This is a genomic window from Streptomyces sp. HNM0574 (genome assembly GCF_012726235.1).
Taxonomy (GTDB): Bacteria; Actinomycetota; Actinomycetes; order Streptomycetales; family Streptomycetaceae; genus Streptomyces.
The window spans coordinates 267,204-291,921 of the sequence record NZ_JAASAH010000006.1; the positions used below are offsets into that span (position 1 = coordinate 267,204).

Annotated in this window: 24 protein-coding genes and 2 pseudogenes; 11 read left to right on the top strand and 15 right to left on the bottom strand. The window is 74.7% G+C overall.

Annotated elements, in window-relative coordinates; all coding sequences use genetic code 11:
- Positions 1-214: 214 nt before the first annotated feature.
- A pseudogene (locus HCC30_RS13865) lies at positions 215-1,696 on the top strand (acyl-CoA synthetase); the annotation flags it as partial.
- Positions 1,697-1,788: 92 nt separating this feature from the next.
- Here the strand turns inward: HCC30_RS13865 and dhaM are convergent.
- The 3 genes from dhaM to dhaK are packed head-to-tail and all read right to left on the bottom strand — an operon-like array spanning position 1,789 to position 3,919.
- The gene (gene dhaM / locus HCC30_RS13870; RefSeq protein ID WP_169442888.1) at positions 1,789-2,208 is read right to left on the bottom strand and encodes a dihydroxyacetone kinase phosphoryl donor subunit DhaM; all 420 of its coding nucleotides are present in this window, start codon (positions 2,206-2,208) and stop codon (positions 1,789-1,791) included.
- A complete protein-coding gene (dhaL, locus tag HCC30_RS13875) occupies positions 2,205-2,867 on the bottom strand; it encodes a dihydroxyacetone kinase subunit DhaL (protein WP_346776622.1) in 663 nt (220 codons plus the stop codon). The genes dhaM and dhaL overlap by 4 nt, the downstream gene beginning before the upstream one ends.
- A gap of 59 nt (positions 2,868-2,926) precedes the next feature.
- Complete coding sequence (dhaK, locus tag HCC30_RS13880; protein WP_169442803.1) at positions 2,927-3,919, bottom strand: dihydroxyacetone kinase subunit DhaK; 993 nt, start codon at positions 3,917-3,919, stop codon at positions 2,927-2,929.
- 466 nt (positions 3,920-4,385) lie between these two features.
- On the opposite strand from dhaK, the gene HCC30_RS13885 reads away from it, so the two are divergent.
- Positions 4,386-4,637 carry a hypothetical protein gene (locus HCC30_RS13885; protein ID WP_169442804.1) on the top strand — a complete coding sequence of 84 codons (252 nt, stop codon included), beginning with the start codon at positions 4,386-4,388 and terminating at the stop codon, positions 4,635-4,637.
- A 3-nt stretch (positions 4,638-4,640) separates the two neighbouring features.
- Here HCC30_RS13885 and HCC30_RS13890 read toward each other — a convergent pair whose 3' ends face one another.
- Together HCC30_RS13890 and HCC30_RS13895 are read right to left on the bottom strand one after the other, a co-directional pair.
- A complete protein-coding gene (locus HCC30_RS13890; protein ID WP_169442805.1) occupies positions 4,641-5,846 on the bottom strand; it encodes an acyltransferase family protein in 1,206 nt (401 codons plus the stop codon).
- Between the two features lie 116 nt (positions 5,847-5,962).
- Positions 5,963-6,784, bottom strand: a complete 822-nt coding sequence (locus tag HCC30_RS13895; RefSeq protein ID WP_169442806.1) for an NmrA family NAD(P)-binding protein — start codon at positions 6,782-6,784, stop codon at positions 5,963-5,965.
- Between the two features lie 82 nt (positions 6,785-6,866).
- Between HCC30_RS13895 and HCC30_RS13900 the strand changes: the two genes are divergently transcribed.
- From HCC30_RS13900 to HCC30_RS13915, 4 genes are all read left to right on the top strand, one after another.
- Positions 6,867-7,844 carry a WYL domain-containing protein gene (locus tag HCC30_RS13900; protein WP_169442807.1) on the top strand — a complete coding sequence of 326 codons (978 nt, stop codon included), beginning with the start codon at positions 6,867-6,869 and terminating at the stop codon, positions 7,842-7,844.
- 193 nt (positions 7,845-8,037) lie between these two features.
- Positions 8,038-9,261 (top strand): Clp protease N-terminal domain-containing protein, encoded by a 1,224-nt coding sequence (locus HCC30_RS13905; protein WP_169442808.1) that lies wholly within the window; start codon positions 8,038-8,040, stop codon positions 9,259-9,261.
- A 93-nt stretch (positions 9,262-9,354) separates the two neighbouring features.
- Positions 9,355-10,740, top strand: a complete 1,386-nt coding sequence (locus HCC30_RS13910; RefSeq protein WP_206323796.1) for a histidine kinase — start codon at positions 9,355-9,357, stop codon at positions 10,738-10,740.
- Between the two features lie 4 nt (positions 10,741-10,744).
- Positions 10,745-11,389 (top strand): response regulator transcription factor, encoded by a 645-nt coding sequence (locus HCC30_RS13915; RefSeq protein WP_169442809.1) that lies wholly within the window; start codon positions 10,745-10,747, stop codon positions 11,387-11,389.
- A gap of 21 nt (positions 11,390-11,410) precedes the next feature.
- Here the strand turns inward: HCC30_RS13915 and HCC30_RS13920 are convergent, their stop codons facing one another.
- Together HCC30_RS13920 and HCC30_RS28610 are read right to left on the bottom strand one after the other, a co-directional pair.
- Positions 11,411-11,968: a DUF3291 domain-containing protein gene (locus tag HCC30_RS13920; RefSeq protein WP_169442810.1), complete on the bottom strand. Its 558-nt coding sequence runs from the start codon at positions 11,966-11,968 to the stop codon at positions 11,411-11,413.
- A gap of 193 nt (positions 11,969-12,161) precedes the next feature.
- A complete protein-coding gene (locus HCC30_RS28610) occupies positions 12,162-12,677 on the bottom strand; it encodes a hypothetical protein (protein WP_346776623.1) in 516 nt (171 codons plus the stop codon).
- Between the two features lie 106 nt (positions 12,678-12,783).
- On the opposite strand from HCC30_RS28610, the pseudogene HCC30_RS28615 reads away from it, so the two are divergent.
- The 3 genes and pseudogenes from HCC30_RS28615 to HCC30_RS13940 form a co-directional block, all read left to right on the top strand.
- Positions 12,784-12,957 (top strand): annotated as a pseudogene (locus tag HCC30_RS28615) (CGNR zinc finger domain-containing protein); the annotation flags it as partial.
- Positions 12,958-13,102: 145 nt separating this feature from the next.
- A complete protein-coding gene (locus tag HCC30_RS13935; protein WP_169442813.1) occupies positions 13,103-13,900 on the top strand; it encodes a class I SAM-dependent methyltransferase in 798 nt (265 codons plus the stop codon).
- 589 nt (positions 13,901-14,489) lie between these two features.
- Positions 14,490-14,912 carry a hypothetical protein gene (locus HCC30_RS13940; protein WP_169442814.1) on the top strand — a complete coding sequence of 141 codons (423 nt, stop codon included), beginning with the start codon at positions 14,490-14,492 and terminating at the stop codon, positions 14,910-14,912.
- Positions 14,913-14,919: 7 nt separating this feature from the next.
- Here the strand turns inward: HCC30_RS13940 and HCC30_RS13945 are convergent, their stop codons facing one another.
- Both HCC30_RS13945 and HCC30_RS13950 read right to left on the bottom strand, forming a co-directional pair.
- Positions 14,920-15,915: an acyl-CoA dehydrogenase gene (locus HCC30_RS13945; RefSeq protein ID WP_169442815.1), complete on the bottom strand. Its 996-nt coding sequence runs from the start codon at positions 15,913-15,915 to the stop codon at positions 14,920-14,922.
- Positions 15,915-17,084 carry an acyl-CoA dehydrogenase family protein gene (locus HCC30_RS13950; protein WP_169442816.1) on the bottom strand — a complete coding sequence of 390 codons (1,170 nt, stop codon included), beginning with the start codon at positions 17,082-17,084 and terminating at the stop codon, positions 15,915-15,917. The genes HCC30_RS13945 and HCC30_RS13950 overlap by 1 nt, the downstream gene beginning before the upstream one ends.
- Positions 17,085-17,217: 133 nt before the next feature.
- On the opposite strand from HCC30_RS13950, the gene HCC30_RS13955 reads away from it, so the two are divergent.
- Complete coding sequence (locus tag HCC30_RS13955) at positions 17,218-18,375, top strand: acetyl-CoA C-acetyltransferase (protein ID WP_169442817.1); 1,158 nt, start codon at positions 17,218-17,220, stop codon at positions 18,373-18,375.
- Positions 18,376-18,396: 21 nt separating this feature from the next.
- On the opposite strand, the gene HCC30_RS13960 is transcribed toward HCC30_RS13955, so the two are convergent.
- The 5 genes from HCC30_RS13960 to HCC30_RS13980 are packed head-to-tail and all read right to left on the bottom strand — an operon-like array spanning position 18,397 to position 22,846.
- Positions 18,397-19,314, bottom strand: a complete 918-nt coding sequence (locus tag HCC30_RS13960; RefSeq protein WP_169442818.1) for a tyrosine-protein phosphatase — start codon at positions 19,312-19,314, stop codon at positions 18,397-18,399.
- Positions 19,315-19,318: 4 nt separating this feature from the next.
- Complete coding sequence (locus HCC30_RS13965; protein WP_169442819.1) at positions 19,319-20,422, bottom strand: nitronate monooxygenase; 1,104 nt, start codon at positions 20,420-20,422, stop codon at positions 19,319-19,321.
- The gene (locus HCC30_RS13970; protein WP_169442820.1) at positions 20,419-21,186 is read right to left on the bottom strand and encodes a CoA-transferase; all 768 of its coding nucleotides are present in this window, start codon (positions 21,184-21,186) and stop codon (positions 20,419-20,421) included. Before HCC30_RS13970 ends, HCC30_RS13965 begins: the two co-directional genes overlap by 4 nt.
- The gene (locus tag HCC30_RS13975; RefSeq protein WP_169442821.1) at positions 21,183-22,079 is read right to left on the bottom strand and encodes a CoA transferase subunit A; all 897 of its coding nucleotides are present in this window, start codon (positions 22,077-22,079) and stop codon (positions 21,183-21,185) included. Before HCC30_RS13975 ends, HCC30_RS13970 begins: the two co-directional genes overlap by 4 nt.
- On the bottom strand, positions 22,076-22,846 hold the full coding sequence (locus HCC30_RS13980; RefSeq protein WP_169442822.1) for an enoyl-CoA hydratase family protein: 771 nt from the start codon (positions 22,844-22,846) through the stop codon (positions 22,076-22,078). The genes HCC30_RS13975 and HCC30_RS13980 overlap by 4 nt, the downstream gene beginning before the upstream one ends.
- 147 nt (positions 22,847-22,993) lie before the next feature.
- On the opposite strand from HCC30_RS13980, the gene HCC30_RS13985 reads away from it, so the two are divergent.
- Positions 22,994-23,905, top strand: coding sequence for an SDR family oxidoreductase (locus HCC30_RS13985; RefSeq protein WP_169442823.1), 912 nt, complete (start codon positions 22,994-22,996; stop codon positions 23,903-23,905).
- Positions 23,906-23,914: 9 nt separating this feature from the next.
- Here the strand turns inward: HCC30_RS13985 and HCC30_RS13990 are convergent, their stop codons facing one another.
- A complete protein-coding gene (locus HCC30_RS13990) occupies positions 23,915-24,619 on the bottom strand; it encodes an aspartate/glutamate racemase family protein (RefSeq protein ID WP_169442824.1) in 705 nt (234 codons plus the stop codon).
- Positions 24,620-24,718: the final 99 nt, after the last annotated feature.

The following is a 24,718-nucleotide window of genomic DNA, read 5'->3' on the forward strand; positions in this document are numbered from 1 at the left end:
TTGGGCGGTGGGGGACGAGGGGCGGGCGCGCGGGACGCGGACCCTGCGCGACATGGCTAGCGAGGTTGTATACCAACTGGGCGAGCACTCACAAGGGGTCGCCCCGCGAACGGCCGGAACCACCGCTGTCCATCCCGGTGTCGGCGATGGAAGGTGGGGGAGACGCAGCCCGGCGGTATACAAACCCGCACCGCCGTCAGCTCAGGGAGGACGCATGTACCCAGGTGCCCATGCCGCGACCCACCCCGCCCGCACCGCCGTCGTCATGGCCGGCTCCGGCGCCCGGCTGACGTACGTGGAGCTCGACGCGCGCTCCGCCCGCCTCGCCCACGTCCTGCGTGCGGCGGGTCTGCGCAGGGGCGACGTCCTCGCGCTCCTCACCGACAACTCGGTGCACGCGTACGAGGTCTACTGGGCGGCCGTACGCTCCGGCCTCTACATCACCGTCGTCAACAGCCACCTCTCCGCGCCCGAAGTCGCCTACATCGTGGACGACTCCGGAGCCCGCGCCCTCGTCGTCTCGGCCGCCCTCGACGGCCTCGCCCGCGAGCTGCGCGGCCGCGTCCCCCGCGTCCGCACCCGCCTCGCCTACGGCGGTCACGTCGACGGCCACGAGCCGTACGAGGCCGCGCTCGCCGCCGCCTCCCCGCTCCCGCCCGCCGACCAGCCCAGGGGCGCCGACCTGCTGTACTCCTCCGGAACCACCGGCAGGCCCAAGGGAATTCGCCCCGGACTCCCGGACCGTCAGGTCCACGAGCCGGGGGACGGCCTGACCGAGATCGCCCGCACCGTCTTCGGCTTCGGCCCCGGCACCGTCTACCTCTCCCCGGCGCCCGTCTACCACGCGGCCCCGCTCCGCTACGGCGCCGCGGTCCACGCGCTCGGCGGCACCCTGGTGATGATGGAGCGCTTCGACGCCGAGGAGGCGCTGCGCGCCCTCGCGCACCACCGGGTCACCCACAGCCAGTGGGTCCCCACCATGTTTATCCGGCTGCTGCGCCTCCCCGAACACACCCGCGAGCGCTACGACCTGACGGCCCACCGCCTGGCGATCCACGCGGCCGCGCCCTGCCCGGTGGACGTCAAACGCGCGATGATCGACTGGTGGGGCCCGATCCTGCACGAGTACTACGCCGCGACCGAGGGCGTCGGCATGACCCTCATCGACTCCGCGGAATGGCTCACCAAACCCGGCTCCGTGGGCCGCCCCGTCCTCGGCGAGCTGCGGATCTGCGACGACGAGGGGAACCTGCTGCCCGCCGGACGCACCGGCACCGTCTACTTCGCCCGCGAGGAACTGCCCTTCGTGTACCTAGGCGACGAGGAGAAGACCCGCGCGGCCCGGCACCCCGAGCACCCCGGCTGGGGCACCACGGGCGACATCGGCCATGTCGACGAGGACGGCTGCCTGTTCCTCACCGACCGCCGCGCCTTCATGATCATCTCGGGCGGGGTGAACATCTACCCGCAGGAGGTGGAGGACGTCCTCGCGCTGCATCCGGCCGTCGCGGACGTGGCCGTGATCGGCGTCCCCGACCCGGAGATGGGCGAGGCCGTCAAGGCCGTCGTCCAGCCGTCCCCCGACGCCGTCCCGGGCCCGGCCCTGGAGGCGCGCATCCAGGAGTACGTCCGCTCCCGCATCGCGCACTACAAGGCGCCCCGCAGCGTCGACTTCGTCGACGAGCTGCCCCGCACCCCCACCGGCAAGCTCGTCAAGGCGTCCTCAAGTCCCGCTACGCGAACGGCGGGTGAGGGGCGTCCGGCGCCGGACGCCCCTCACCCCGCACCTCACAGCTTGCGGAACTCGTACGCCTCGCGCGCCGCCGCCACCACCGCGTCCAGGCCGGCCCCGGCCGAGGCGGCGACCGCCGCGGCGACGGCGCCCTCCACCAGCGGCGCGTCCACCAGCTCGGCCCGCTCCGGGAGTTCGTCGCCCTCGGCCAGCAGGGCCTTCACCGTCAGCACGGCGCTGCCCAGGTCGACCAGGACGGCCACCCCGGCGCCGCTGTCCGCCGCGTGCGCGGCCTCGGTGATGAGCTCGGCGCTCGTCCCGAGGCCGCCGTCCGGGGTGCCGCCGGCACCGAGGACCGTCGCGCTGTCCCGGCCCGCCAGCCCCCTGGCCAGGTCCGCCACCGACTCGGCCACCTGCTTGCTGTGCGAGACCAGGACGATCCCGACCCGGGCGCCCGCTCCGTCCGCCGCGCTCATCCGGCAGCCCCCTCGGCGGCGCTCGCCAGCGCCGCGATCAGCAGCGCCGAGGACGCCGCACCCGGGTCCTCGTGCCCCACGCTGCGCTCCCCGAGGTAGCTCGCGCGGCCCTTGCGCGCCTGCATCGGCACCGTGGCCAGCGCGCCCTCCTCGGCCGCGGCCCGCGCCGCGCCGAACGGGTCGGCCTCCGCCGAGGCCAGCGCCTGCGTCGCGGGCAGCAGCGCGTCCAGCATCGTCGCGTCCCCGGCGGCGGCGCCGCCCAGCCGCGCGACCGCGTCGACACCCGCCGCCAGCGCCTCCGCCAGCTGCTGCCGCGTGACGCGCTCCGCGTCCCCGAGCGACTTGCCCGTACGCCGCAGCAGCGTCCCGAACAGCGGGCCCGAGGCGCCGCCGACCGTCGACACCAACTGCCGCCCGGCCAGCGCCAGTACCGCGCCGGGGGTCGACAGCGTCTCCTGCTCCAGCGTCTCCCGCACGGCGGTGAAACCGCGCCGCATGTTGCTGCCGTGGTCCGCGTCGCCGATGGCCGAGTCCAGCTCCGTCAGCCAGTCGGCGTGGCCCTCGACGGCCCTGGTGGCCTCCTCGATCCAGCGGACCGCGAACGCGGCGTCCAGCTCGCCGCCCCCGCCCGCTCCCGGAGCCTGCTCCGTGTCACTCACGCGTGCTTCCCTTCCGCTTCGTGTTCCTGATTCCCGGTCGCCGCCCGTCCCGCGGCCGGTCAGAGGCCCCAGCGCAGGCCCGGGGTGCGCACCGGCGCGTCCCACAGGCGCAGGATCTCCTCGTCGGCGCGGCACAGCGTCACCGACGCCCCGGCCATGTCGAGCGAGGTGACGTAGTTGCCGACCAGGGTGCGGGCCACCGGCACCCCGCGCTCGTCCAGCACCCGGCGCACCTCCGCGCAGTACCCGTACAGCTCCAGCAGCGGCGTCCCGCCCATGCCGTTGACGAGCAGCAGCACCGGGTCGGCCGTGCCCAGGTCCTCCAGCACGGCGTCCACCGAGAAGTCGGCGATCTCCCGGGAGGTCATCATCCTGCGCCGCTCCCGGCCCGGCTCGCCGTGGATGCCGATGCCCAGCTCCAGCTCGCCCGCGGGCAGGTCGAACGTCGGCCCGCCCTTCGCCGGAGTCGTCACCGCACTCAGCGCCACCCCGAAACTCCGCGCCGAGCCCGCCACCTGACGGGCCAGCGCCTCCACCTGCTCCAGCGGCGCCCCCTCCTCGGCGAGCGCCCCGGTCAGCTTCTCCACGAACAGGGTGGCGCCGGTGCCGCGCCGGCCCGCGGTGAAGGAACTGTCCGTCACCGCGACGTCGTCCTCCACCAGCACCTTCGCCACCTGGATGCCCTCGTCCTCGGCCAGCTCGGCGGCCATCTCGAAGTTGAGCACGTCACCGGTGTAGTTCTTCACGACGAACAGCACGCCCTGCCCGCTGTCCACGGCGGCAGCGGCCCGCAGCATCTGGTCCGGCACGGGCGAGGTGAAGACCTCGCCGGGGCAGGCCGCGTCCAGCATCCCCGTACCCACGAACCCGCCGTGCAGCGGCTCGTGCCCCGACCCGCCGCCCGAGACCAGCCCCACCTTCCCCGCCACCGGGGTGTCCCGCCGCAGCACCACCCGGTTCTCCACGTCCACGGTCAGCTCGGGATGCGCCGCGGCCATCCCCCGCAACCCGTCCTCGACGACCTTCTCCGGAACGTTGATGAGCATCTTCACGGGTACCTCCGAGGGGCTTGGCAGGGTGCCTGCTGCCCTGCGTCCTTGCATGTCGTAGGTGGTGCACGGGCCGACGAGTCACCGGTCCGGCCCGGTCACAGTAACCGGCGGAAGATCGCCGGAGCAGGTGTTCCGCGTGGGTCGCTCGGGCGCCGTTCACGGACGGTGCCCGAGCCGGTGACGTCTCTCGCCGTACGCATCGCGGAGTGCGGCTCGAGCCGCGGGCCGTTCACCTGAGGAACATGGACGGACACTTCCGGGGCCTTCAGCGGCAGGGATACGCGAATCGCAGCACAAGCGATCATGCTCTGCGGGCGACGGAAGCCGGGGAGCAGTATCTGCGTTCGTTCTCGCAGAATGACGGCGGTGATTCTGGTGAGGGTCTGCGCGTGGAATCGTTGCGGGCTTGATGGCCCACGACCATCCCTCCAGTCAACCCCCTGTCACCGGAGCCCCGAAAGATCACATGCCACGACCCGAGGACGGACCCGAGCCGCGCAACCGGCCGGGGGACACCTCCCTGACGACGGGCGTCGTGGCGCTGCCGGCCTCGTTCGTCCCCGTCCTCGGCGACTTCCTCGCGCTCGTGCTGGGCGGGTGGGGCATCCGGCACAACGAGCGGGGCCTGGCCACGGACTTCGGGCCGTCCGTCGTCGGCGCCACCCTCGGAAGCCTGGCGCTGCTCCGCGTCCTGCTCATGCTCGCCGTCACCGCCTGAACGCTAGCGGGACGCCGTCGTCGCGTTCTCCCGCGGCTTCCCGGCGGGCGGCGGGCTGCCGTCCTCGCCCGGGGGAGGTGCCGCGCCCGGGCGAGGACGCCGGTGACGGGCGGGGGTCTGCCGGGCGAACAGCCAGTCCATGCGCGGTTCGACGAGGAAACGGAACGCCTTCCGGACCGGGGCGGTGCACAGCACCGTCATCATGACGGCCGCCAGGACGGTGATCGCGACGCGGCTGAGGGGGTGGTCGACCCACTGCATGTCGTACCAGCCGAGGACGCGCGCGAGCTTGATCGGGTAGACGTGCAGCAGGTACGCGTACAGCGTGCCGGCGCCGAGCGCGGTGCACCACAGACGGCGGCCCGGCACCCAGGCCAGGAAGCAGGCCGTGAGGACCAGCGCGCAGCCGAACAGCGCCAGGTACATCACCGCGCCCACCCAGGCGGGGACGCCCATCGCCTGCGCGGCGCGGTCGTGCAGGAACCAGGACGAGGACATCCGCGGCACCGCCCAGTACGCGAGCACTACGGCGCAGCCGGCGACCGGAACGGCGGCCAGCCGGGCCGTACGCGTCCGGACCAGCCGGAAGTGCTCCGGGCGCAGTTGGAGCCCGAGCACGAAGAACGGCAGGAACTGGGCCACCCGCATCAGGTTCAGGTCGTTGTCGATGCTCGGCGTGACGGAGGCCGCGACCGCGACGGCCAGGGAGACCGGAACCGGCCACCGCAGGTTCTTCCACAGCGGTGTCGTGATCCGCCAGAGGAACAGTGCGACCAGGAACCACAGCGCGAACCCCGGCTCCTGGTAGCGGAATTCGCGCTCCGGGTTGTCAACGGCCCGCATGAAGAAGGTGTACACCGTCTGGAAGACCAGATAGGGCGCGACGACACCGGTGAGCAGGCGTCTCACCTGGCGTGGGGTGCCTTCGAAACTGCGCGACAGATAGCCGGAGATCATGATGAACGCCGGCATGTGGAACGTGTAGACCACCATGTACAGCGCGCTCGCCGTACGGCTGTCGTCCACCAGCGGGGACCAGGCGTGCCCGATCGCGACCAGCACGATCGTCAGGTACTTGGCGTTGTCCAGGAACGGGTCACGCCGCCCGCCGGACTTCTGCTCACCCCGGGCGGCGGCGTGGGCCACCGGCGGAACGGACTTCTCACGCGACAGCGGGAGCGGAGCCCGCTCGGAACCGGCACTCGACATTGCCCGGCATCCTAGTGCCCTTCGCCGACAGCGGACACAGCGGCCGGTTCCGGCGGGAATGGTGCGCGGACGGGGCGAATCGGCGCCGCCGGGGCGGGTCCGTCTCCCGCCCCGCGTCAGCCCCCGAACGCCCGGGCGTTCTCCCGTACCCACTGGGCGAAGGTGCGGCCCGGGCGGCCGGTGACCTCCGGCACGGTGGGGAGGACGGTGCGGCCCGCCTCGGGCGGATCGGTGCGCATGGTGAGGAAGAAGGCGAGATCGTCCTCGCCGTGGCCCTCGGCGCGCCAGCGGCTGAGCATCTCCTCGCGGCTCAGTTCGACGAACCGCACGTCGCGGCCGAGGACTTGGGAGAGGACGGCCACCTTCTGCGGCGCGGTGAGCGCCTCGGGGCCGGTCAGCCAGTACTCCTTGCCCGCGTGGCCGCCGGTGGTCAGCGCGGTGGCGGCGACGGCGGCGATGTCGGCCTCGTGCACCATCGAGCTGGGGACGTCCGGGAAGCCCTCGCGGACGACGCCCTCCTTCCGCACCGAGTCCGCCCACTCCAGCGCGTTGGACATGAACTCCACCGGGGCCAGCCAGGTGCACTCCAGGCCGTGGGCCTCCAGCGCCCGGTCCAGCGCGGTCTTCTCCACGTCCCCCTTGAGGACGGTGACCCGGCGCACTCCGGCCTCCGCGGCGGCCCGCGCGATCCCGGGGCCGTTGGTCAGCGGCGCGTAGTCGTCGCCGAAGCTGATCAGGTGCGCGGCCGTGACGCCCGCGAAGACCTCGGGGAGGCAGCCGGTGGCGGCCAGGTTGCCGGCCGCCACCTCCACGCCGTCCGGCAGGCCGGCGCGGCTGGGGTCACGGGTCAGGGCGCGGACCCGGTGCCCCGCCGCCAGCAGCTGCTCCACCAGGGGGCGGCCCACGGTGCCGGTCGCGCCGGTGACGAGAATGGTCATGAGGGTTCTCCTTCCGTTCGGGCCGCCAAGGTAGGACCGATCGCGGACAGCTCGCGTCCGCGATCGGCGGAATACTGCTCACATGCTGGATACTTCGACACGCCTGCTACGGCTGCTGTCCCTGATGCAGACCCGCCCCGACCGGACGGGCCCCGAACTCGCGGAGTGCCTGGAGGTGACCCCGCGCACCGTCCGCCGCGACATCGAGCGGCTGCGCGAGCTGGGTTACCCGATCACCTCCGTCGGCGGGGTCGGCGGCGGTTACCGGCTCGGCCCCGGCGGCTCGCTGCCGCCGCTGCTCCTGGACGACGAGGAGGCCGTCGCGGTCGCCGTGGGCCTGGAGACCGCGGCGGCCGGCACGGTGACCGGGATCGGCGAGTCCTCCGCGCGGGCGCTCGCCAAGCTGCACCAGGTGCTGCCGGTGCGGCTGCGGTCCCGGGTCCGGTCCCTCAGCTCCGCGCTGGTGTCGCTGCCCGTGCTCGGCCCCACCGTCGACCCCGGCACCCTGACCGCGATCGCCTCGGCCGTCCGCGGCCACGAGCGGCTGCGCTTCGACTACCGGGGCATGCGGGACGCGCCCTCCCGGCGCGAGGCCGAGCCCTACCGGCTCGTCCACAACGAACGCCGCTGGTACCTCTTCGCCTGGGACACCGGCCGCGAGGACTGGCGCTCCTTCCGCGTCGACCGGATGGCGCTGCGCGAGCCCAACGGGCCCCGGTTCCGGCCCCGTCCACTGCCCGCCGAGGGCGTCGCCGAGCACGTCACCCTCGGCGTCACCACCAAGCGGCGCCACTACCAGGCGGTGCTCACCATGTACGCCGGTGCCCGCGAGGTCGCCGACGAGGTGCCCGCCTACCTGGGGCTGATCGAGCCGGTCGACGCGGACACCTGCGTCCTGCGCATCGGCTCCGACAGCCTGGACCAGCTCGCCGTGTGGGTGGCCGCGTTCGGCTTCGACTTCGAGGTGCGGGAGCCGCCCGAACTCATCGACCATCTGCACACCCTGACCGCCCGCCTGCGACGCGCCGCCGACGCGAGCAGCGCGCGCCGGGGGTCCTGAGCCTCGGCGCCGTGAACTGCGGGTACCCGCCGTCCGGTTGCCGCTCTCGTCCGTCCGGCCGGCGAGGCCCGTCCGGTCGGACACCGGGGCCGGCCGATCGGACCTCAAGGGTGGACGGTCGGCCGAGGCGGGGGCCGTGCAGCGCGGGCTAGCGTCCTTCGTGTCAGGTCGCAGGACGGAGAGGGAGGGCCCGATGGACGAGCGGGACACCGGCGTGAGCACCGAGTTCGAGAAGGACGTCGTCGCGCTGCTGTTGGAGGCGCTGCGCGCGGTGCGGCGCCAGGAGCGCGGGGACCTGGGGACGGAGAGCGTGCTGTACGCGCTGGTGTCGGGGGAGTCGGACGCCGGTTCCGCGATCGCACCCGGCATGCGGGCCTCCGGCACGCTCGGCGGGTCGATCGGCTGCCGGGGCACCGAGGTGTGGGTCAGCGCGGACGCGGGGGACGGCGCGGCCGAAGACCCGGACGACGCACGGGAGATCGACGCCTGCTGGCGCGAGATACGGCACGAGGAGGCCAAGCGCCTGCGCCGGAAGAACCGCAAGGAGGAGAAGAAACGGGAGGGCGAGCAGGAACCGCCGCGGGTGGAACTCCCGCCGATGACCGGCGCGTTGCGGTCCTGCCTGCGTCTGGCGCTGGAGGCGGCCCGGGAGGAGGGCTCCGTCTCGGTACGCGTCCGGCACCTGGCGCGGGCGCTGGTCGGGCTGCCCGACACCCGGGCCCGCGAGGCGCTGGTGCTGGAGAAGCTGGACGTGCCGGCCGCCACGGCGGCGCTCGACGCGCTGCGGGGGCGCGACGAACTGCCCGAGCCAGGCTCGGTGCTGGTGCTGCGTAAGGCGGGGACCTTCGGCAAGAGCGGCAATCCGCTGACCCGGAAGCTCACCCACTGGATATTCGGCGGCGGCGCCGGCTTCGGCTCCGCCGTCGTGGGCGGGGTGCGCGCCGAGGCGCCGCGGAGCGCGGTGCGGCGCGGCTCCCCGCAGCTGGAACCCGTCGATCTGCTGCTGGGCATCCTGGCGCTGGACCGGTCGCTGACGGTCGCGGACCGCGCGCTGCCCGAGAACCTGGCGGGCGCCAACCAGGGGGCCGCGCTCCTGCGCCGGCACGGCGTACGGCAGGATGCTGTGGCCCGGGTGCTGCTGCCCGTCACCGGGGTCGCCGAGGAGGAGCCCCGGGAGGTCGTCGGCCACGCCGACTTCGAACGGCGGCTGCTGCACGTCACCCAGCTCACCGCCGCCGCCCGGGAATCGCCCACGGTCGGCACCACCCACCTGCTGGCCGCGCTGCTGGACGAGGGGACGGACGGGGAGGCCGCGGCGGAGCTCGCGCGCGTGCTCACCGAGAGCGGCGCCGACCTCGCCGGGCTCCGCGCCGAACCGGAACTCCGCGTCCCGCAGGGAGCGGCCCCGTCGTCCTGACGGGGCGGCGGGATACGGAGGCGCGGACGGTCAACGGGCGTGGCGGGCCCCGTCGTCGGGGACGGTGCCCGCGGGGAGCTGAGGAGAGGAACCATGGGTCCGGCAGTGCGAGCGTGGGGACGGGTGCGCCGGGAGGCGGCCGCGATCCGGGAGGCGGTGCGGGCCGCGCCCCGGCGGACGGTCGTGACCGAGACGGTGCTCGCCGGTCTGGGGCTGCTGTGCTCGCTGGCGCCGCTGCCGCTGGAGCTGCCGGACCAGCCGGTGGTGGCGGTCCTCGTGGGGCTGTGGGCGGCGCTGCTGGTGCCCGCGCGGCTGAGGTACCCGGTGCTGACGGTGCTGGGCTGTATGCCGCTGATCGCCGGGAACAACGTGTGGGCGATGGTGGTGGTGCCCTGCGTCGTGTGGTCCGCCGTACGCCGGGTCACCCCCGTCCGGCGGGTCTGGGGCGCGGTCGCGGTGAGCACGGCCGGCTCGGTGCTCCTGTCGCTCGGTGCCGCGTTCAGTGAACTCCCCACGACGCCGTACCTCGTCACCGGCCTGGTCGTGGCCGCGCTGTTCATCCTGCTGCCCGCGCTGTCCGCCACGGTGATGGGGCGCCGCCGGCCGCTGAAGGGGCTGCTGCGGGAGCGCAACGCCTATCTCGAACAGACCCGCTTCCTCACCGACGAGGCGGCCCGCATGGAGGAACGGGCCCGCATCGCCGCCGAGATGCACGACCTGCTCGGCCACCGCATAGGCCTGATGTCGGTGCACGCCGGAGCCCTCCAGCTCGCCGCCGAACGGCAGGCACCCCCGCTGGCTCCCCAGGCCGAACTGCTGCACACCACCGCACGCACCGCCATGGACGAGCTGCGCGGCATCCTCGGCGTCCTCCGGCACGAGTACGGCGAGGACACCGGCGAGCGCGGCACCCGCGAGGACCTCGCGGCCCTGGTCGAGGACTCGCGGAACGCGGGGGCCGAGGCCGAACTCGACTGGAACGCACCCGAGTCGGACGACATCGACGCCCGCACCCGGCAGGCCGTCCACCGCGTCACCCGCGAGGGGCTCACCAACGCGCTCAAGCACGCGCCCGGCGCTCCGGTCCGGGTGAGCTTCCTCCAGGTGGAGGGGGGCCTGGTACTGATCAGCGTCGTCAACGAGGCGCCGCCCGCGCCCGGTTCGGCGGGGGAGGGCAGCCGCAGCGGACTGGTCGGCCTCCAGGAGCGGATCGGACTGCTCGGTGGTGTGCTGCACGCCGGACCGCGCCCGGGGGGCGGCTTCGTCCTCGCCGCGCGGATACCCGTCCGGCCCGAGTCGCCGCCGGCGTACGCCACTTCGCCCGGTACGGCGTCCGACGGCGCGGGCTCCCGGCCCCCGCTGTCCACGGAGGTCCTCACCTGGCCCCGGCTGCTGGGCGGCGGCTGCGCGGGGCTGCTGGTGCTGCTGCCCACGATCGGCGGGGCCGTCGTCCTGTTGATCATGACGCTTCTAGACTGAACCGATGATCCGAGTTCTGATCGCGGACGACGAGGCACTGATGCGCACCGGGGTCCGGCTGATACTGGAGAACGACGAAGAGATCCGCATCGTGGCCGAGGCGCAGGACGCCCGCGAGGCGGTCGAGGCGTGCCGCGCCCACACCGTCGACGTCGCCCTGCTCGACATCCGGATGCCCGGGGACGGCATCACCGCCGTCGCCGAGATCGCCCGGCACTCCGCCCGCACCCGCGCGGTGATGCTGACCGCCTTCGGCGAGGAGCCGACCGTCACCAGCGCGCTGCGCGCCGGGGCCCACGGCTACCTCCTCAAGGACACCGGCCCCCGCGAGCTGATCGACGCCGTACGCCGCGCCGCCGCCGGAGAGCCCGTCCTCGCCCCGCAGGTCACCCGCCAACTCGTCGAGTTCCGCACCCGGTCGGGCCACGGCGGCGAGACTGCCGGTCGCCGCCTCGCCGAGCTGACCCCGGCCGAACGGGACGTCCTCCGGCTGCTCGGCACCGGCCTCTCCAACGCCGAGATCGCCGCCCGGCTCCACCTGAGCTCCGGCACGGTCAAGGCCCACATCAGCAGCATCCTCACCCGCACCGGCTGCACCAACCGTGTCCAGGCGGCCGTCCTGGCCCACGAGGCGGGGCTGCTGGACTGACGCCCGCACGGGCCGTCCTCGTCAGCGCAGTTGGCCGTCGTCCGGCCCGACTCCCCTGGGTTCGGCCGGAGTTCCGTCCGGGGTGAAGGCGTGGGCAAAGGTGAAGGCGTGCGGTACGGGGCCGTGGCCGTGCAGGTGCTCCAGCCGGTCGACCCCGTCCGGCCAGGTGGGTATCGCGCCGTCGGGGACCCACCAGCACACGTGACTCGGGTGCCGGGTCCGCTCGAACCAGTCCTCACGCCTGGTCAGCGCCTCCCGGTGCAGGCCGGTGTAGACGGCGTCGAAGGCGGGGCGCGGGCCGGTCCAGAGGGAGAGGGTCGCGGCCAGCGCGGTGGTCTCCGCCGTACGGCCCTTCGCGTACCAGAACGGTACGGCGAACTCGCCCCAGGCGCCCCAGTCCGCCCCGAAGAGCACACCCCTGTCACCGTCCGCCGTCTCGGCGTGCGCGAGGTATCCGGGCCGGCGGCCGACCTCCTGGTAGACGGAGGCGCCGGTGGCGTAGAACTCGCGCGTGAGCGCTGAGGGGTCGGCGAGCGGGGACTTCAGGACGCCGAAGGTGTACAGAGCAAGATGGGGCATGCGTCTCTCCCTGGTGTGGGGGACCCGCTTCGGTGGCCCGGCGGGCGCCCGTAGGGCATGGCCAGCCCGTGCGGCCGGGGGCGATCCCCGAGGACCAGGTGAAGGTAGCGGCCTCCGCGGACCCTGTCGAAGTTGCGTTTTCCCTGCCCGAGTGGCTTCCCGTCACGGGCAGCCGCCCTTCCGCACCGGCCGCTCACGTCCCGGCGCCGTTGGCCGGACTGAGCGTCAAAAAGACCACGCAGGCCGCTAGTTGGCATCCTGCGGCGACGACCAGCGCACCGGACAGCGACCGGGCGGCGAGGGGCCCCGCGAGGCCGGCGCCCAGGGCGAAGCCGGTGATCTTCAGGCCGGCCCCGGTGGTGAAGATCTGGCCCCGCAGACACTCCGGCGCCTCCCGGTGCCGCACCGCGAACAGCGCGGTCAGCTGGGGCCCTTCGCCGAGCCCCGCCACCACCATGGCGACGACGAGCAGGACCGGCCCGGCGGTGGCGGCCAGCAGCAGCGCGGCGGCGAGCGGCAGGGTACTCACCCACAGCTGTGTGTCGGGGCGCAGCAGGCCGGGACGGCGGGAGAGGAACGCGTTGGCGGCGAGCGAGGACGCCGCCGACGTGGCGAGCAGGAAGGCGCCGTGGTGCGCCGAGCCCAGCACCTCCTCGCCGAGCAGCGGGCCGCACGTCACGAGCATGCCGACGCCGACGAAGGAGAGCACCGACGTGAACGTGGCGCGCGCCAGGGGGCGGGCGCGCGCGAGGGAACGGAGTTCCCGGGCAGGAACCACGCGGCGGGCACGGCCAGTCCGATCAGGGCGAAGGCCACTCCTCGGCGAGCACCAGCGCCCGCCCGGCGGCGTCTGCGCCTCACCCCGCTGCGACCACGTCTTCGTCGCCCTCGGCAGTGCCCTCTCCCGCCGCTTCTGCTCCCGCCGCTGCGCCACCCGGGAACGCGTCGCCGCCCACCGCCGCAGCCGCGCGAACGACCCGGCGGACTGACTCCCCGAACTCACCGCGCTCACCGCCCACTTCGTCCCCCGGCCGCAACCTTGTGACCATGTGCGTCGTTCCCCGGAAGGGCGCCGGGAGCAGCGGGCCGACGGGGTGCCCCGGGAGAGCGGGCCCGCGTACGGAGGGACGAAGGATGACCGCACCCGAGCAGGACTACTCCGATGTCATCGCCCTGCGCGAGGAGTTGCTGGGCCCCTCCCGGACGAGGGAGCTCACCGCCGAGGAGATGCGCGAGGTCGGCAGGGTCTTCTACGGCAGCGCCGCGAAGATGTCCCTCTACGGGCTGTCGGCCGCCGGGATGGCCGCCAAGGGGCTGCGGCTGCTGGGGCGTACCGCCGTCGAGTGCACCGTCGACCCGTACGCGGTCCCCGTCGCCGAGGCCGTGGCGCGGCTGACCGAGGGGCCGTCCCGGCAAGGCGCGTTCGTGGCCGACCTGTTCTGCGGCTCGGGCAACGTCGGCCACCACCTCGGCCGCCGGCTCGGCCTGCCCGTGCACGCCGCCGAACTCGACCCGGACGTCCACGCGGTGACGCACGGCAACCTGGCCGCCGCCGGTTCCCCCGTCGAGCTGGAGCACGGCGACTACCGCGACATGCTCACCCGGCTCGGCGCACGCGGCGACGACGACGTGTACGTGGTCGAGCCGCCCTGGGGCGAGGCCATCGACGAGGCCGGACTCGACCTGTTCCGCACCACGCCACCGGTGCCGGAGATCCTCGACGGCATCCTCGCCTCCCGGGGCGGCCGCACCTGCCTGTGCGTCATCAAGACCACCACCGACATCGCCCGCGACTCCCTCGCCCGCTCCTTCGCCGGGTCCGCCCACCTGGACACCGTCGTCCCCGACCTGTCCAGGCCGCCGGAGGCCCGCCTGGTCTTCCACCTCCACCGGCTCGGTTCCGCGGACGCGGCCCCGGCCGCCCGACGGTGACACCGCCGGGCTGCTCGGCGAGGAGAAGGACCCGGTCCGGGTGGGGCACCACGCGGAGCGGTGCCGCGCCGACGGGACGCGCACGTACAGCAGGTTCGCCGACGACGCCGACGTCTCCGCCGTCCGCCACCCCCGCACGGCGCGGACAGCTTCACATGCCACCTTCCTGGTGCCTGCCGGACACGGCGCACTGCTCACCCGGGGCGCCTCCTCGAGCTCGCGGACCGGTACCGCGCCGGGGCTCCCTCGTGCTGCCCGTGCACCCGGACCACTTGGCCGCGAAGACCTCGCCGGGCGCGCCGAGTTGGCCGGGTACGGGGCGGGGCCACGGCTGGAGGCGGTGCCGCCGCGAACACGCGCACCGTGTACGTCCTCGCCGCCGACGGTGAGCCCGCACCGCCGTACCTGCTCAAGCTGCACTACCCGCACCGGCTGTCCCGATTCACCCGGGCGCCGGGCAGGGCGGAGATCGCCGACCGGCTCTGGGTGGCCGAGCAGCTCCTCGCGGCGGACGTGCCGCTCCGGGAGTTGTCGGCGGGGCCGGACCGTCCCGGACGGTTCGCGGTGCTTCGCCCTGTACGGGCAGGACGTGCGGGCCCCGAAGGACCCGTCCCTGCTGGAGCAGTTGGCGGCCGCGGCGGGGGAGCCGGCCGCTGCCTTCCCGGCCGGGCGGATCGTGCGTCCCGACTGCGACGTCCACATCGACGCGGACATCCGGCGCCGTAAGGGACTCCCGGTGATCGCGCGCGACGTCCCGTTCCCCGCGAGCCACGTGGTCAGCTTGGCGTACGACGGCTTCATGGGCGGCCACGCGCTGGACCACCCGGCCGCGCGGCGCGCGAATGGCTCGGCGTCCGGCCCGAGTTGCTGCACGAGGCCGCGCGGGAGGCCTTCCACGCCTCGGGAGCCGGTGCAGGTGCTGCCGCCCACGACGCGCTACTGCGGCGACAGCACCTGCACCGGCGGCCACGTCGTCCTGGCCGGCACCGGCCGCCCACCGAGACAGTGGTGAGCCGGCCTCAGCCGTCCCCCGCCAGAACGCGGGCGCGGCAGGCGGCGGGGGTGCCCCAGGCGTCGCGGAGGGGGCGGGCCTTGCGTATCCAGAGGGAGAGGTCGAGTTCCTCGGTGTAGCCGACGGCGCCGTGCAGCTGGAGCGCCGTGCGGGCGGCCCGGCAGGCGGCCTCGCCCGCGGTGACCTTCGCCGCCGCCACGTCCCGCCCGGCCGAGGGTGCGCCGTCGGCCAGCCCCAGCGCCGCCGCGTGCAGCAGCGGTTCGGCGAACTCCAGCGCGACGAGGGTGTCGGCCAGCCGGTGCTTGACGGCCTGGAACGAGCCGACGGGCACCCCGAACTGGGTGCGCTGCCGCACGTACGCGACCGTCCGCTCCAGCAACGCCCGGCCCAGGCCCAGGGACTGGGCCGCGGTGAGCAGCGAGGCCAGCTCGGCGGCGCGCGCCGCGGCGGCCGCCACCCCGGGCCCCTGCGCGAGCACGGTGCCGCCCCGGGGCCGGGCCAGCCGGCGCGCCGGGTCGGCCGAGCGCTGGACCGGGCCCGCCGACGCGGCGAGGCGCACGGTGTCGCCCTCGACGACGAGGACCGCGTCCGCGGCGTCCGCGTCCAGCGCGTACGGCGTGGCGGGGGAGAGCGGGCACAGCGAGACGGCGGTCTTGCCCGCGGCGACGGCGGGCAGCCGCTCGGCGGCCGCGGGCCGGTCGTCGAGCGCGGTCAGCAGCGCGGCGGCGGCAGCGGTCTCCACCAGCGGGCCCGGCACGGCGTGCCGCCCCAACTCGGTGAAGGCGACGGCCAGTTCGACGGGCAGCGGTCCGAGCCCGTCGTGCCGCTCGGGCACGGCGAGGGCGAGGACGCCCGCGTCGGCGATCCTGGCCCACAGGGCGCGCCCGGGCCCCTGGTCGCCCGCCGCCCAGGCGCGGATCGCGGACGGGGTGTCCTGCGCGCCGAGCATGGCGTCCAGGGAGCGGGCGAAGTCCCGCTGCGCGTCGTCGGGGAGGAAGCGCATCACCGGCGTCCCTTCGGCAGGCCGAGCAGCCGCTCGGCGATGATGTCCCGCTGGATCTCGTTGGTGCCCGCGTAGATCGGACCGGCGAGCGAGAAGGTGTGGCCCTCGGCCCAACTGCCGTGCGCGGGCGCCTCCCCGGCCTCGTCGGCGAGTTCGCCGTACGGGCCCAGCAGGTCGAGCGCCGTCTCGTGCAGGGCGATGTCCAGCTCGGACCAGAAGACCTTGTTCAGGCTGGACTCCGCGCCGATGGCGCCGCCGTCCGCGATCCGGGACGCGCCCGCGAAGGTGAACAGCTGGTGGGCGCGGGCGCCGATGACGGCGTCGGCGACCCGGTCGCGCAGGGCCGTGTCCGAGGGGTCGGCGCCGGTGCGCCACAGCGCGGTGAGCCGGGCGGCGGCGGCGAGGAAGCGGCCGGGGCTGCGCAGCGTCAGCCCGCGCTCGTTGCCCGCGGTGCTCATGGCGACCTTCCAGCCCTGCCCGGGCTCGCCGATCACGTCCTCGTCGGGCACGAAGACGCGGTCGAGGAAGAGTTCGGCGAAGGCGGGCTTGCCGTCGAGCCGTCCGACGGGCCGGACGGTCACGCCGTCGGCGTCCAGCGGGAACATCAGGTAGGTCAGTCCGCGGTGCGGGCGGTCCGCCTCCGGGTGGCTGCGGAAGAGGCCGAAGGCGCGGTCGGCGAAGGCGGCCCGCGAGGACCAGGTCTTCTGCCCGCTCAACAGCCAGCCGCCGTCGGTGCGTTCGGCGGTGGAGCGGAGCGCGGCGAGGTCGGAGCCCGCCTCCGGCTCGGACCAGGCCTGGGCCCAGATCACCTCGCCGCGGGCCATCGGCGGCAGGACGCGGGAGCACTGTTCGCGGCTGCCGTGCTCGAAGAGGGTGGGTGCGAGGAGGCTGATGCCGTTCTGGCTGACGCGTCCCGGCGCACCGGCGGCGTAGTACTCCTCCTCGAAGATCAGCCACTCCAGGAGCGAGGCGTCCCGCCCGCCGTACTCCTCGGCCCAGGAGACCACCGACCAGCGGTCGGCGGAGAGGGTGCGCTCCCACTCGCGGTGGGCGGCGAAGCCCTCCGCGGTCTCCAGCGAGGGCAGCGGAACGGCCGGGACGTGCGCGTCGAGCCAGGCGCGCGCCTCGGCGCGGAAGGCGTTCTCGGCGGCGGTGAAGTCCAGGTCCATCGGGCTCGGGCCTCCTTCTTCCCTAACAAGTGTTTGGTAGATTAGCGTGCGAGCCGACACCCGTCGAGCCGTGCGGAATACCGGGACACATCCGGGAAACCCGAGGGGCAGGGCGACAGAAGGAGGAGCGGCTGTGGCCGAGGCATACATCGTGGAAGCAGTGCGGACACCGGTCGGCCGGCGCAACGGCGGGCTCGCCGCCGTCCATCCGGCGGACCTCGGCGCGCACGTCCTGACGGCGCTGATGGAACGCTCCGGAGCGGACCCGGCCGCCGTCGAGGACGTCGTCCTCGGCTGCCTCGACACCGTCGGCCCGCAGGCCGGGGACATCGCCCGCACCTGCTGGCTGGCGGCCGGGCTGCCCGAGGAGGTGCCGGGCGTGACGGTGGACCGGCAGTGCGGATCGTCCCAGCAGGCCCTGCACTTCGCGGCCCAGGGCGTCCTCTCCGGCACCCAGGACCTGGTGGTCGCGGGCGGCACGCAGAACATGTCCCAGGTCCCGATCGCCTACGCGAGCCGCCAGGCCGCCGAACCCCTCGGCCTCACCGAGGGCCCGTACGCCGGCTCCGAGGGCTGGCGGGCCCGGTACGGCGACCAGCCCGTCAACCAGTTCCACGGCGCCGAACTGATCGCCACGAAGTGGGGGATCACCCGCCGCGAGATGGAGGAGTTCGCGCTGCGCTCGCACCAGCGCGCCCTCCGCGCCATCGACGAGGGCCGCTTCGACCGCGAACTCGTCCCCTACGGCGAGGTGACCCGGGACGAGGGCCCGCGCCGGGACACCGGACTGGCGAAGATGGCCGAGCTGAAGCCGCTGGTCGAGGGCGGACGGCTGACGGCGGCCGTCTCCTCGCAGGTCTCCGACGGCGCCTCCGCGCTGCTCGTCGCCGGCGAACGCGCCGTACGGGAGCACGGGTTGACGCCGCGCGCCCGCGTCCACCACCTCTCGGTGCGCGGCGAGGACCCGATCCGGATGCTGTCGGCGCCGATCCCGGCGACCGCGCACGCGCTGAAGAAGTCGGGCCTGAGCCTCGACGACATCGACCTGGTGGAGATCAACGAGGCGTTCGCGCCCGTCGTCCTGGCCTGGCTGAAGGAGACCGGAGCCGACCCGGCGAAGGTCAACGTCAACGGCGGCGCCATCGCGCTCGGCCACCCGCTCGGCGCCACGGGCACCAAGCTGACCACCACCCTGCTGCACGAACTGGAGCGCACCGGCGGCCGGTTCGGCCTCCAGACCATGTGCGAGGGCGGCGGCCAGGCCAACGTCACCGTCATCGAACGGCTCTGACCCCCGCGCCCGACGCCCGGCCTACCGGAGCAGTCGGCCGCGGAGCCGTTCCAGGGTGCGGGCGTCCAGGCCGAGGCCCTCCGTGAGGTAGCCGCGGAAGCCGCCGTAGTCCTCCTCGGCCTGGGCGAGGGCGGCGTCCAGGTACGCGCGGCGGACCTCCAGCAGCCCGTCCAGCAGCTCCGGCTGCTTCATCATGCCGGACTTCCGCAGCCCCTCACGGGTCCTGCGGTCGGCCCCGGCGCGGTACGTGTTCGACGCCAGGTAGTCCTTCTCCGCCGTCGCGGCCGGCACCCCGACGGCGCGGAGCAGGACGTAACCGAGCCAGCCCGTACGGTCCTTGCCCGAGGTGCAGTGGAACAGCAGCGGCGACGTCCCGCCCTCCGCGACGTCCCGCACCACCCGCGCGAACTGGCGGCGGCCCGCCGCGTCGGTCACGAAGTTCCGGTAGACGGCGCGCATCAGCTTCCGCGCCTTGCCGTCCCCGAGCAGCTGCCGCTGCCGCTCCGGGTCCTTGGCGCCGATCGCCTCCCGCGTCCTGGCGTACAGCCCGAGGTCGTCCACCGGGCGCGCGGTCACGGTGAGGCCGTCCGGGAGCCGGTCGCGGCCGTCGTGCCGGACCTCGGAGGGGGTGCGCAGGTCCACGACCGTCCGCAGGTCCAGCCGGGACAGCTTGCGGGTGTCGGCCTCCGTCAGCCGGTTCAGCGAGTCGGCGCGGAAGACGCGGCCGGTGCGCACCCGCTCTCCCTCGCCGGTGCGGTAGCCGCCCAGGTCGCGGACGTTCACCGCGCCGTGCAGCGCGAGATGGCGGCCGCCGGCACGGTCGCCGGAGGGGGACGGGGCCTCGCGGGGCGGGCCGTCCCCGGAGCAGGCGGGGAGGAGGCCGAGGGCGAGGGCGGAGGCCGTCGCCGCCAGGAGGCGGCGGGAGCGGGGAGCGCGCATGGGGTCAACTCCTGGGGTCGCGGGGGCTTTCCGGGAGGCGTGCGTCCGTGGGCAGCGTGCCGAGCGTGGCCCGGGCCTCGGCCATCACGCGGTCGACGAGTTCGGCGCAGGACGGCAGGTCCCCGATCAGCCCGGCGACCTGGCCGGAGGCCATCACGCCCAGGTCCGGCCGCCCGTCGACCATCGAGGCCCGCAGCATCATCGGCGTGTTCGCCGCCAGCAGGACCTGGCTCCAGCTCAGCTGCTTGCCGTGCCGCATCGCGAGCCCGTCCCGCAGCATCGCGCCCCAGCTCATCCCGGACTCGCGCCGGAACGCCGCCGCGTGCCGGACGGCGCGCAGCAGCGCGGCCGCCCGGCCCGAGCGTTCCAGCCCGTCGACCAGCTCGGTGCGCAGCATCCGGTGCGGCAGGCCGTCGACCTTGGTGGTGACGGTGACGTCCTGGACGCGCGCGGCCAGGTAGCGCGCCTTCACCGCCTCGGGGACGGTGCTGTCCGAGGTGAGCAGGAAGCGGGTGCCCATGGCGATCCCGGCGGCGCCGTAGGCGAGCGCCGCGACCAGCCCGCGCCCGTCGTGGAAACCGCCCGCCGCGACCACCGGGATGTCCACGGCGTCCACCACCTGCGGCAGCAGCACGGACGTGGCGACGCTCCCCGTGTGGCCGCCGCCCTCGCCGCCCTGCACCACCACCGCGTCGGCGCCCCAGGCGGCGACCTTCTCGGCGTGCCGCCGCGCGCCGATGGACGGGATCACCACGACCCCGGCGTCCTTGAGCCGCGCGATCAGCTCCCGCGAGGGCGCGAGCGCGAACGAGGCGACCCGCACGCCCTCCTCGACCAGGATGCGCACCCGCTCCTCCGCGTCCCCCGCGTCCGCCCGGATGTTGACGCCGAACGGCGCGTCGGTACGGGAGGCGACCTCGCGGACGGCGGACCGCAGCTGCCCGGTCGTCATGGTCGCCCCGGCCAGGATGCCGAGCGCGCCCGCCTCGGCGGTGGCCGAGACCAGCCGGGGCCCGGCCACCCAGCCCATGCCCGTCTGCACCAACGGGTGGCGGACGCCGGTGAGTTCGGTCAGCGGCGTGGCGAAGGAGTGCGGGCCGCCGCTCATGCCGGGACCTCGCGCTCGCGCAGCCCCTCCGGGTCGAGCACCTCGCGGATCAGCCGGAGCTCGTCGGGGGTGGGCTCGCGGGTGCACGGCACCTCGTCCGGCACCGTCAGCGCGAACCCGGTGGCCTCGGTGACCTGTCCGACGGTGACGCCCGGGTGCACGGAGCGCAGCCGCATCGTGCGGTCCGGCGTCGCGAAGTCGAACACGCCCAGGTCGCTGACCACTTCGGGGATGCGGTGGTAGCGCGTCGCGGCGGGGCCCGCCGCGGCCGCGCGGTCGTACCCGACGCCCGAGACCATGTCGACCCGCTCCACGAAGACCCGCCGCGAGTGCCGGGGCACCCAGTAACTCGTGGGATGGTTCAGGGTGTTGACCGGCGCGCCCCGCACCCCGAGCAGCTGCCGGGAGGGTCGGGACCAGTCGCCGATGCAGGAGATGTTCTGGTTGCCGTGCCGGTCGATCTGGGAGGCACCCATCATGATGTGCCGCCGCCCGGTGGCGGCCAGGGCCAGGTGCTGCCGGTAGGGCAGCCAGCCCTCCACCACGGCCCCGGAGCCGCTCGCCGGGACGTCGCCGAGGAGCAGCGCCTCGCCGTCGGTGAGCAGCAGTTCGGGGGAGAAGGTGAGCCGCGCCAGCCGCGCCCCGATCGCCGGGACGGTGCCCATCGGGCTGGCCAGCACCTCGCCCGCGTCCCGCCACACCTCGGCGCAGGCCACCACGCAGTACTCGGCCCGGGTCGCCGCCGTCGTCACGCCGTCACTCATGCCCCGGCCTCCTTCGTGAACGCCGCCACCGCGGCTTCCTTCGTCCATGCCGCTACCGCGGCCTGGTAGTTGTCCTCGTCCCCCGAGAGGAACCGCTCCGTGAAGGCCCGCCACTCCTCCGGATCGCGGGCGGCCTTGGCGTAGGCGCGCTGGAAGGGCTCGTCTCGCCCGTAGTCGGGGGCGCAGGAGGTGAAGTGCGCCCCGTTCGGGGTCTCCACGACGCCGTTCACGAAGGGGCGCTTGACCAGCAGCGTCTGCGGCCCGTCCGCCTTCAGCAGGTCGGCGCTGTCGACGATCCGCTCGCAGGAGACGTACGCGGCGTCGGCGGCCTCGCAGAACAGGTCGTCGAAGTACGGGTCGGGGCCCAGGTACTGGCCGTTGCCACGCACGTCGGCCCGGTTGAGGTGGACGAGCGCCGCGTCCAGGCGCAGCGCGGGCGCGGCGACCAGCTCCTCGCCGTCCCCGTACGGCGAAGTGACCGTGCGCAGCGCGGGGTTGACCCTCATCACGTCCGAGCCGAGCCCGGCCCGCACGGGCATGAAGGGGAGCCGCTGCGCCGCCGCGGTCAGCCCCCACAGGAACATCGCCTCGTCCAGCTCGGTCAGCTCCAGGCGGCCGTTCTCGCGGGCCGCGCGGAAGTGCGGCTCCAGCGGCACGGAGTCGAGCGTGACGAACGCGGCGACCAGCTTGCGGATCTTCCCGGCGGCGGCCAGCAGGCCCACGTCCGGTCCGCCGTAGGAGACCACGGTCAGGTCGGTGACGTCCGAGCGGAGCAGGGCCCGCACCAGGGCCATCGGCTTGCGCCGGGAACCCCAGCCGCCGATGCCGAGGGTCATGCCGCTCTCCAGGCGGCCGACGACCTCCTCGGCGGTCATGCTCTTGTCGGTGGTCATGCCTGTGCCTCCTTCTCGTCGGTGCCCGGGCGGGTGCCGAAGGTGCCGCGCACCCGGTCGGCGACGCCGCTGAGGTTGGCCTCGAAGGTGAAGCCCTGCTCGAAGCGGTAGCTGCGGTGGACGTCCACCGGGTCGATCCCGTTGATCGCGGCCTTGGCGAGGCGGATCAGGGAGCCGTCCTTGGCGGCGATCTCCCGCGCCAGCTCCCGTGCCGCGGCGGCGAGTTCACCCGGCGGCACGACGCGCCACACCGAGCCGTACCCGTGCAGCTCCCGCGCGGTGACGGTGCGCGAGGTGTAGTACAGCGCCCGCATCAGGTGCTGCGGCACCAGGCGGGCGAGGTGGGTGGCGGCGCCGAGCGCGCCCCGGTCGAGCTCGGGCAGGCCGAAGGTGGCGTCCTCGGTGGCGACGACCGCGTCGGCGTTGCCCGCCAGTCCGACGCCGCCGCCCAGGCAGAAGCCGTGCACGGCGGCGACGACCGGGACCTCGCAGTCGTAGACCGCCGAGAACGCCGCCCGGCAGCCGTGGTTGGCGCCGAGCAGGGCCTCGTGCCCCGGGGTGCGCTGCATCTCCTTGATGTCGACACCGGCGTTGAAGCCGCGGCCCTCGGCCGCGAGCACGACGCAGCGCACCTCCGGGTCGGCCCCGGCGGCGCGCACGGCGGCGGCCAGGTCGTACCAGCCGCGCACGGGAAGGGCGTTGACCGGCGGGTAGTCGACGGTGACGACGGCGATGCCCGCTTCCGGGACGGAGGTGGAGACACCCATGAGCAGATCAGCTACCTTTCCACCAAACGTTTGTTAGGCGGAAGATAGCAGCGGAGCGCCCGCTGCGGGAGATGCCGGTGGGAGGGCAACTCCCGTGGACGCGGGACGCCTTGGGAAACGGAACACCTCGGGAAGGGGACACCCGCCATGACCGGACTGTGCACCGGACGCGTCGTCATCGTCACCGGCGCGGGCCGCGGACTCGGTCGCGCGCACGCGCTCGCCTTCGCCGCCGAGGGCGCCCGCGTCGTCGTCAACGACCTCGGCGTGGGCCTCGACGGCTCGGGCGAGGTCGCCGGACCGGCCCGGCAGGTCGCCGACGAGATCCGGGCGCTCGGCGGCGAGGCCGTCGCGCACGGCGGGGACATCGCCACCGGCGAGGGCGCGGCCTCCCTCGTCGCCACCGCCCTGGAGAGCTACGGACGGCTCGACACCCTCGTCAGCAACGCCGGATTCCTCCGCGACCGGATGCTCGTCAACCTGGACGAGGACGACTGGGACGCCGTCCTCCGCGTCCACCTCAAGGGCCACTTCCTGCCGCTGAAGCACGCCGCCGCGCACTGGCGGGCCGAGGCGAAGGCGGGCCGTACGCCCGAGGCGCGGGTGATCCACACCAGTTCGGGCGCGGGCCTGCTCGGCAGCGTCGGCCAGGGCAACTACGCGGCGGCGAAGGCCGGGATCCTCGGGCTCACCCTGGTCGCCGCGGCCGAGATGGGCCGGTACGGCATCCTCGTCAACGCCGTCGCCCCCGCCGCCCGGACCCGCATGACCGAGCAGACCTTCGCCGAGACCATGGCGGCCCCGGGCGAGGGCGGCTTCGACGCCATGGCCCCCGGGAACGTCTCCCCGCTGGTGGTCTGGCTCGGCTCCGCCGCCTCGGCCGGGGTGACCGGCCGGGTCTTCGAGGCCGAGGCCGGACGGATCACCGTCATGGACGGCTGGCGCCCCGGCCCCACCGCCGACAAGGGCGCCCGGTGGACCCCGGCCGAGGCGGGCGACACCACCCGCAAACTCCTCACCGAGGCCCCCGAACCACTGCCGGTCTACGGGGCCCGGTAGCCCCCCGAGTCACTCCGCGCCGAGTGCCGCGAGGGTCAGGGCGGCGGCGCTGGGGACGGGCTCGACGGTTTCGACGGTGCCCAGGGCGGCGAGCCGTCGGGCGGCGCCGCTCAGGGGGCCGCCCGCGACGATCACCGCCTCGGCGCCGTCCTGCTCGACGCAGGACCGGGCCGCGGCGGCCAGCTCGCGGTACTGGCGCTCGGCCGAGGCGGCGAGGGCGAGCGGGTCCGAGGCGGTGAGCCGCACGCCGGTGAAGGTGTCCAGGGCGCCGTGCCGCGCGACGAGCCCGGTGAGTGAACCGACCAGCGCCGGGGTGCTGGTGGCCATGCCGAAGCGGCGGCCCCCGGCGGCGGCGGTGAGGACGGCCGCCTGGCCGATGCCGACGACCGGGATGTCCAGCCGGGCGGCGAGCTGTTCGCGGGCCGGGTCGCCGACGGCGGCGACGATCAGCGCGGCGGGCGGTGCGGCCTCGGGGCCGGCGAGCCGCCGTCGCACCACGTCGAGGACGTGCCGCGCGGACTCCCGGAGCGCGGCCGGGTCGGTGATCATCGAGGGGCCCCGCTCCGCGGTGAGGCCCTCGACCGTCAGCCCGGCGGGCGCCAGCCGCTGCCGCGCCAGCCCGGCCATCAGCGCGGTCGTGTCCCGGTTGGTGTTCGGGTTGACGAGCAGCACGGTCCGGCCTGCGGCGCGCGGCGGGGGAGGGGACTGCGGCAACGGGTGGGCCCTTTCGTCGTGCGCCCGAGCACCTCGGACGTCTCCTGGCGCACGGCGCGTGCGGGCCGCCGCGCGCCTCCCCATGATGCCGACCGGCGC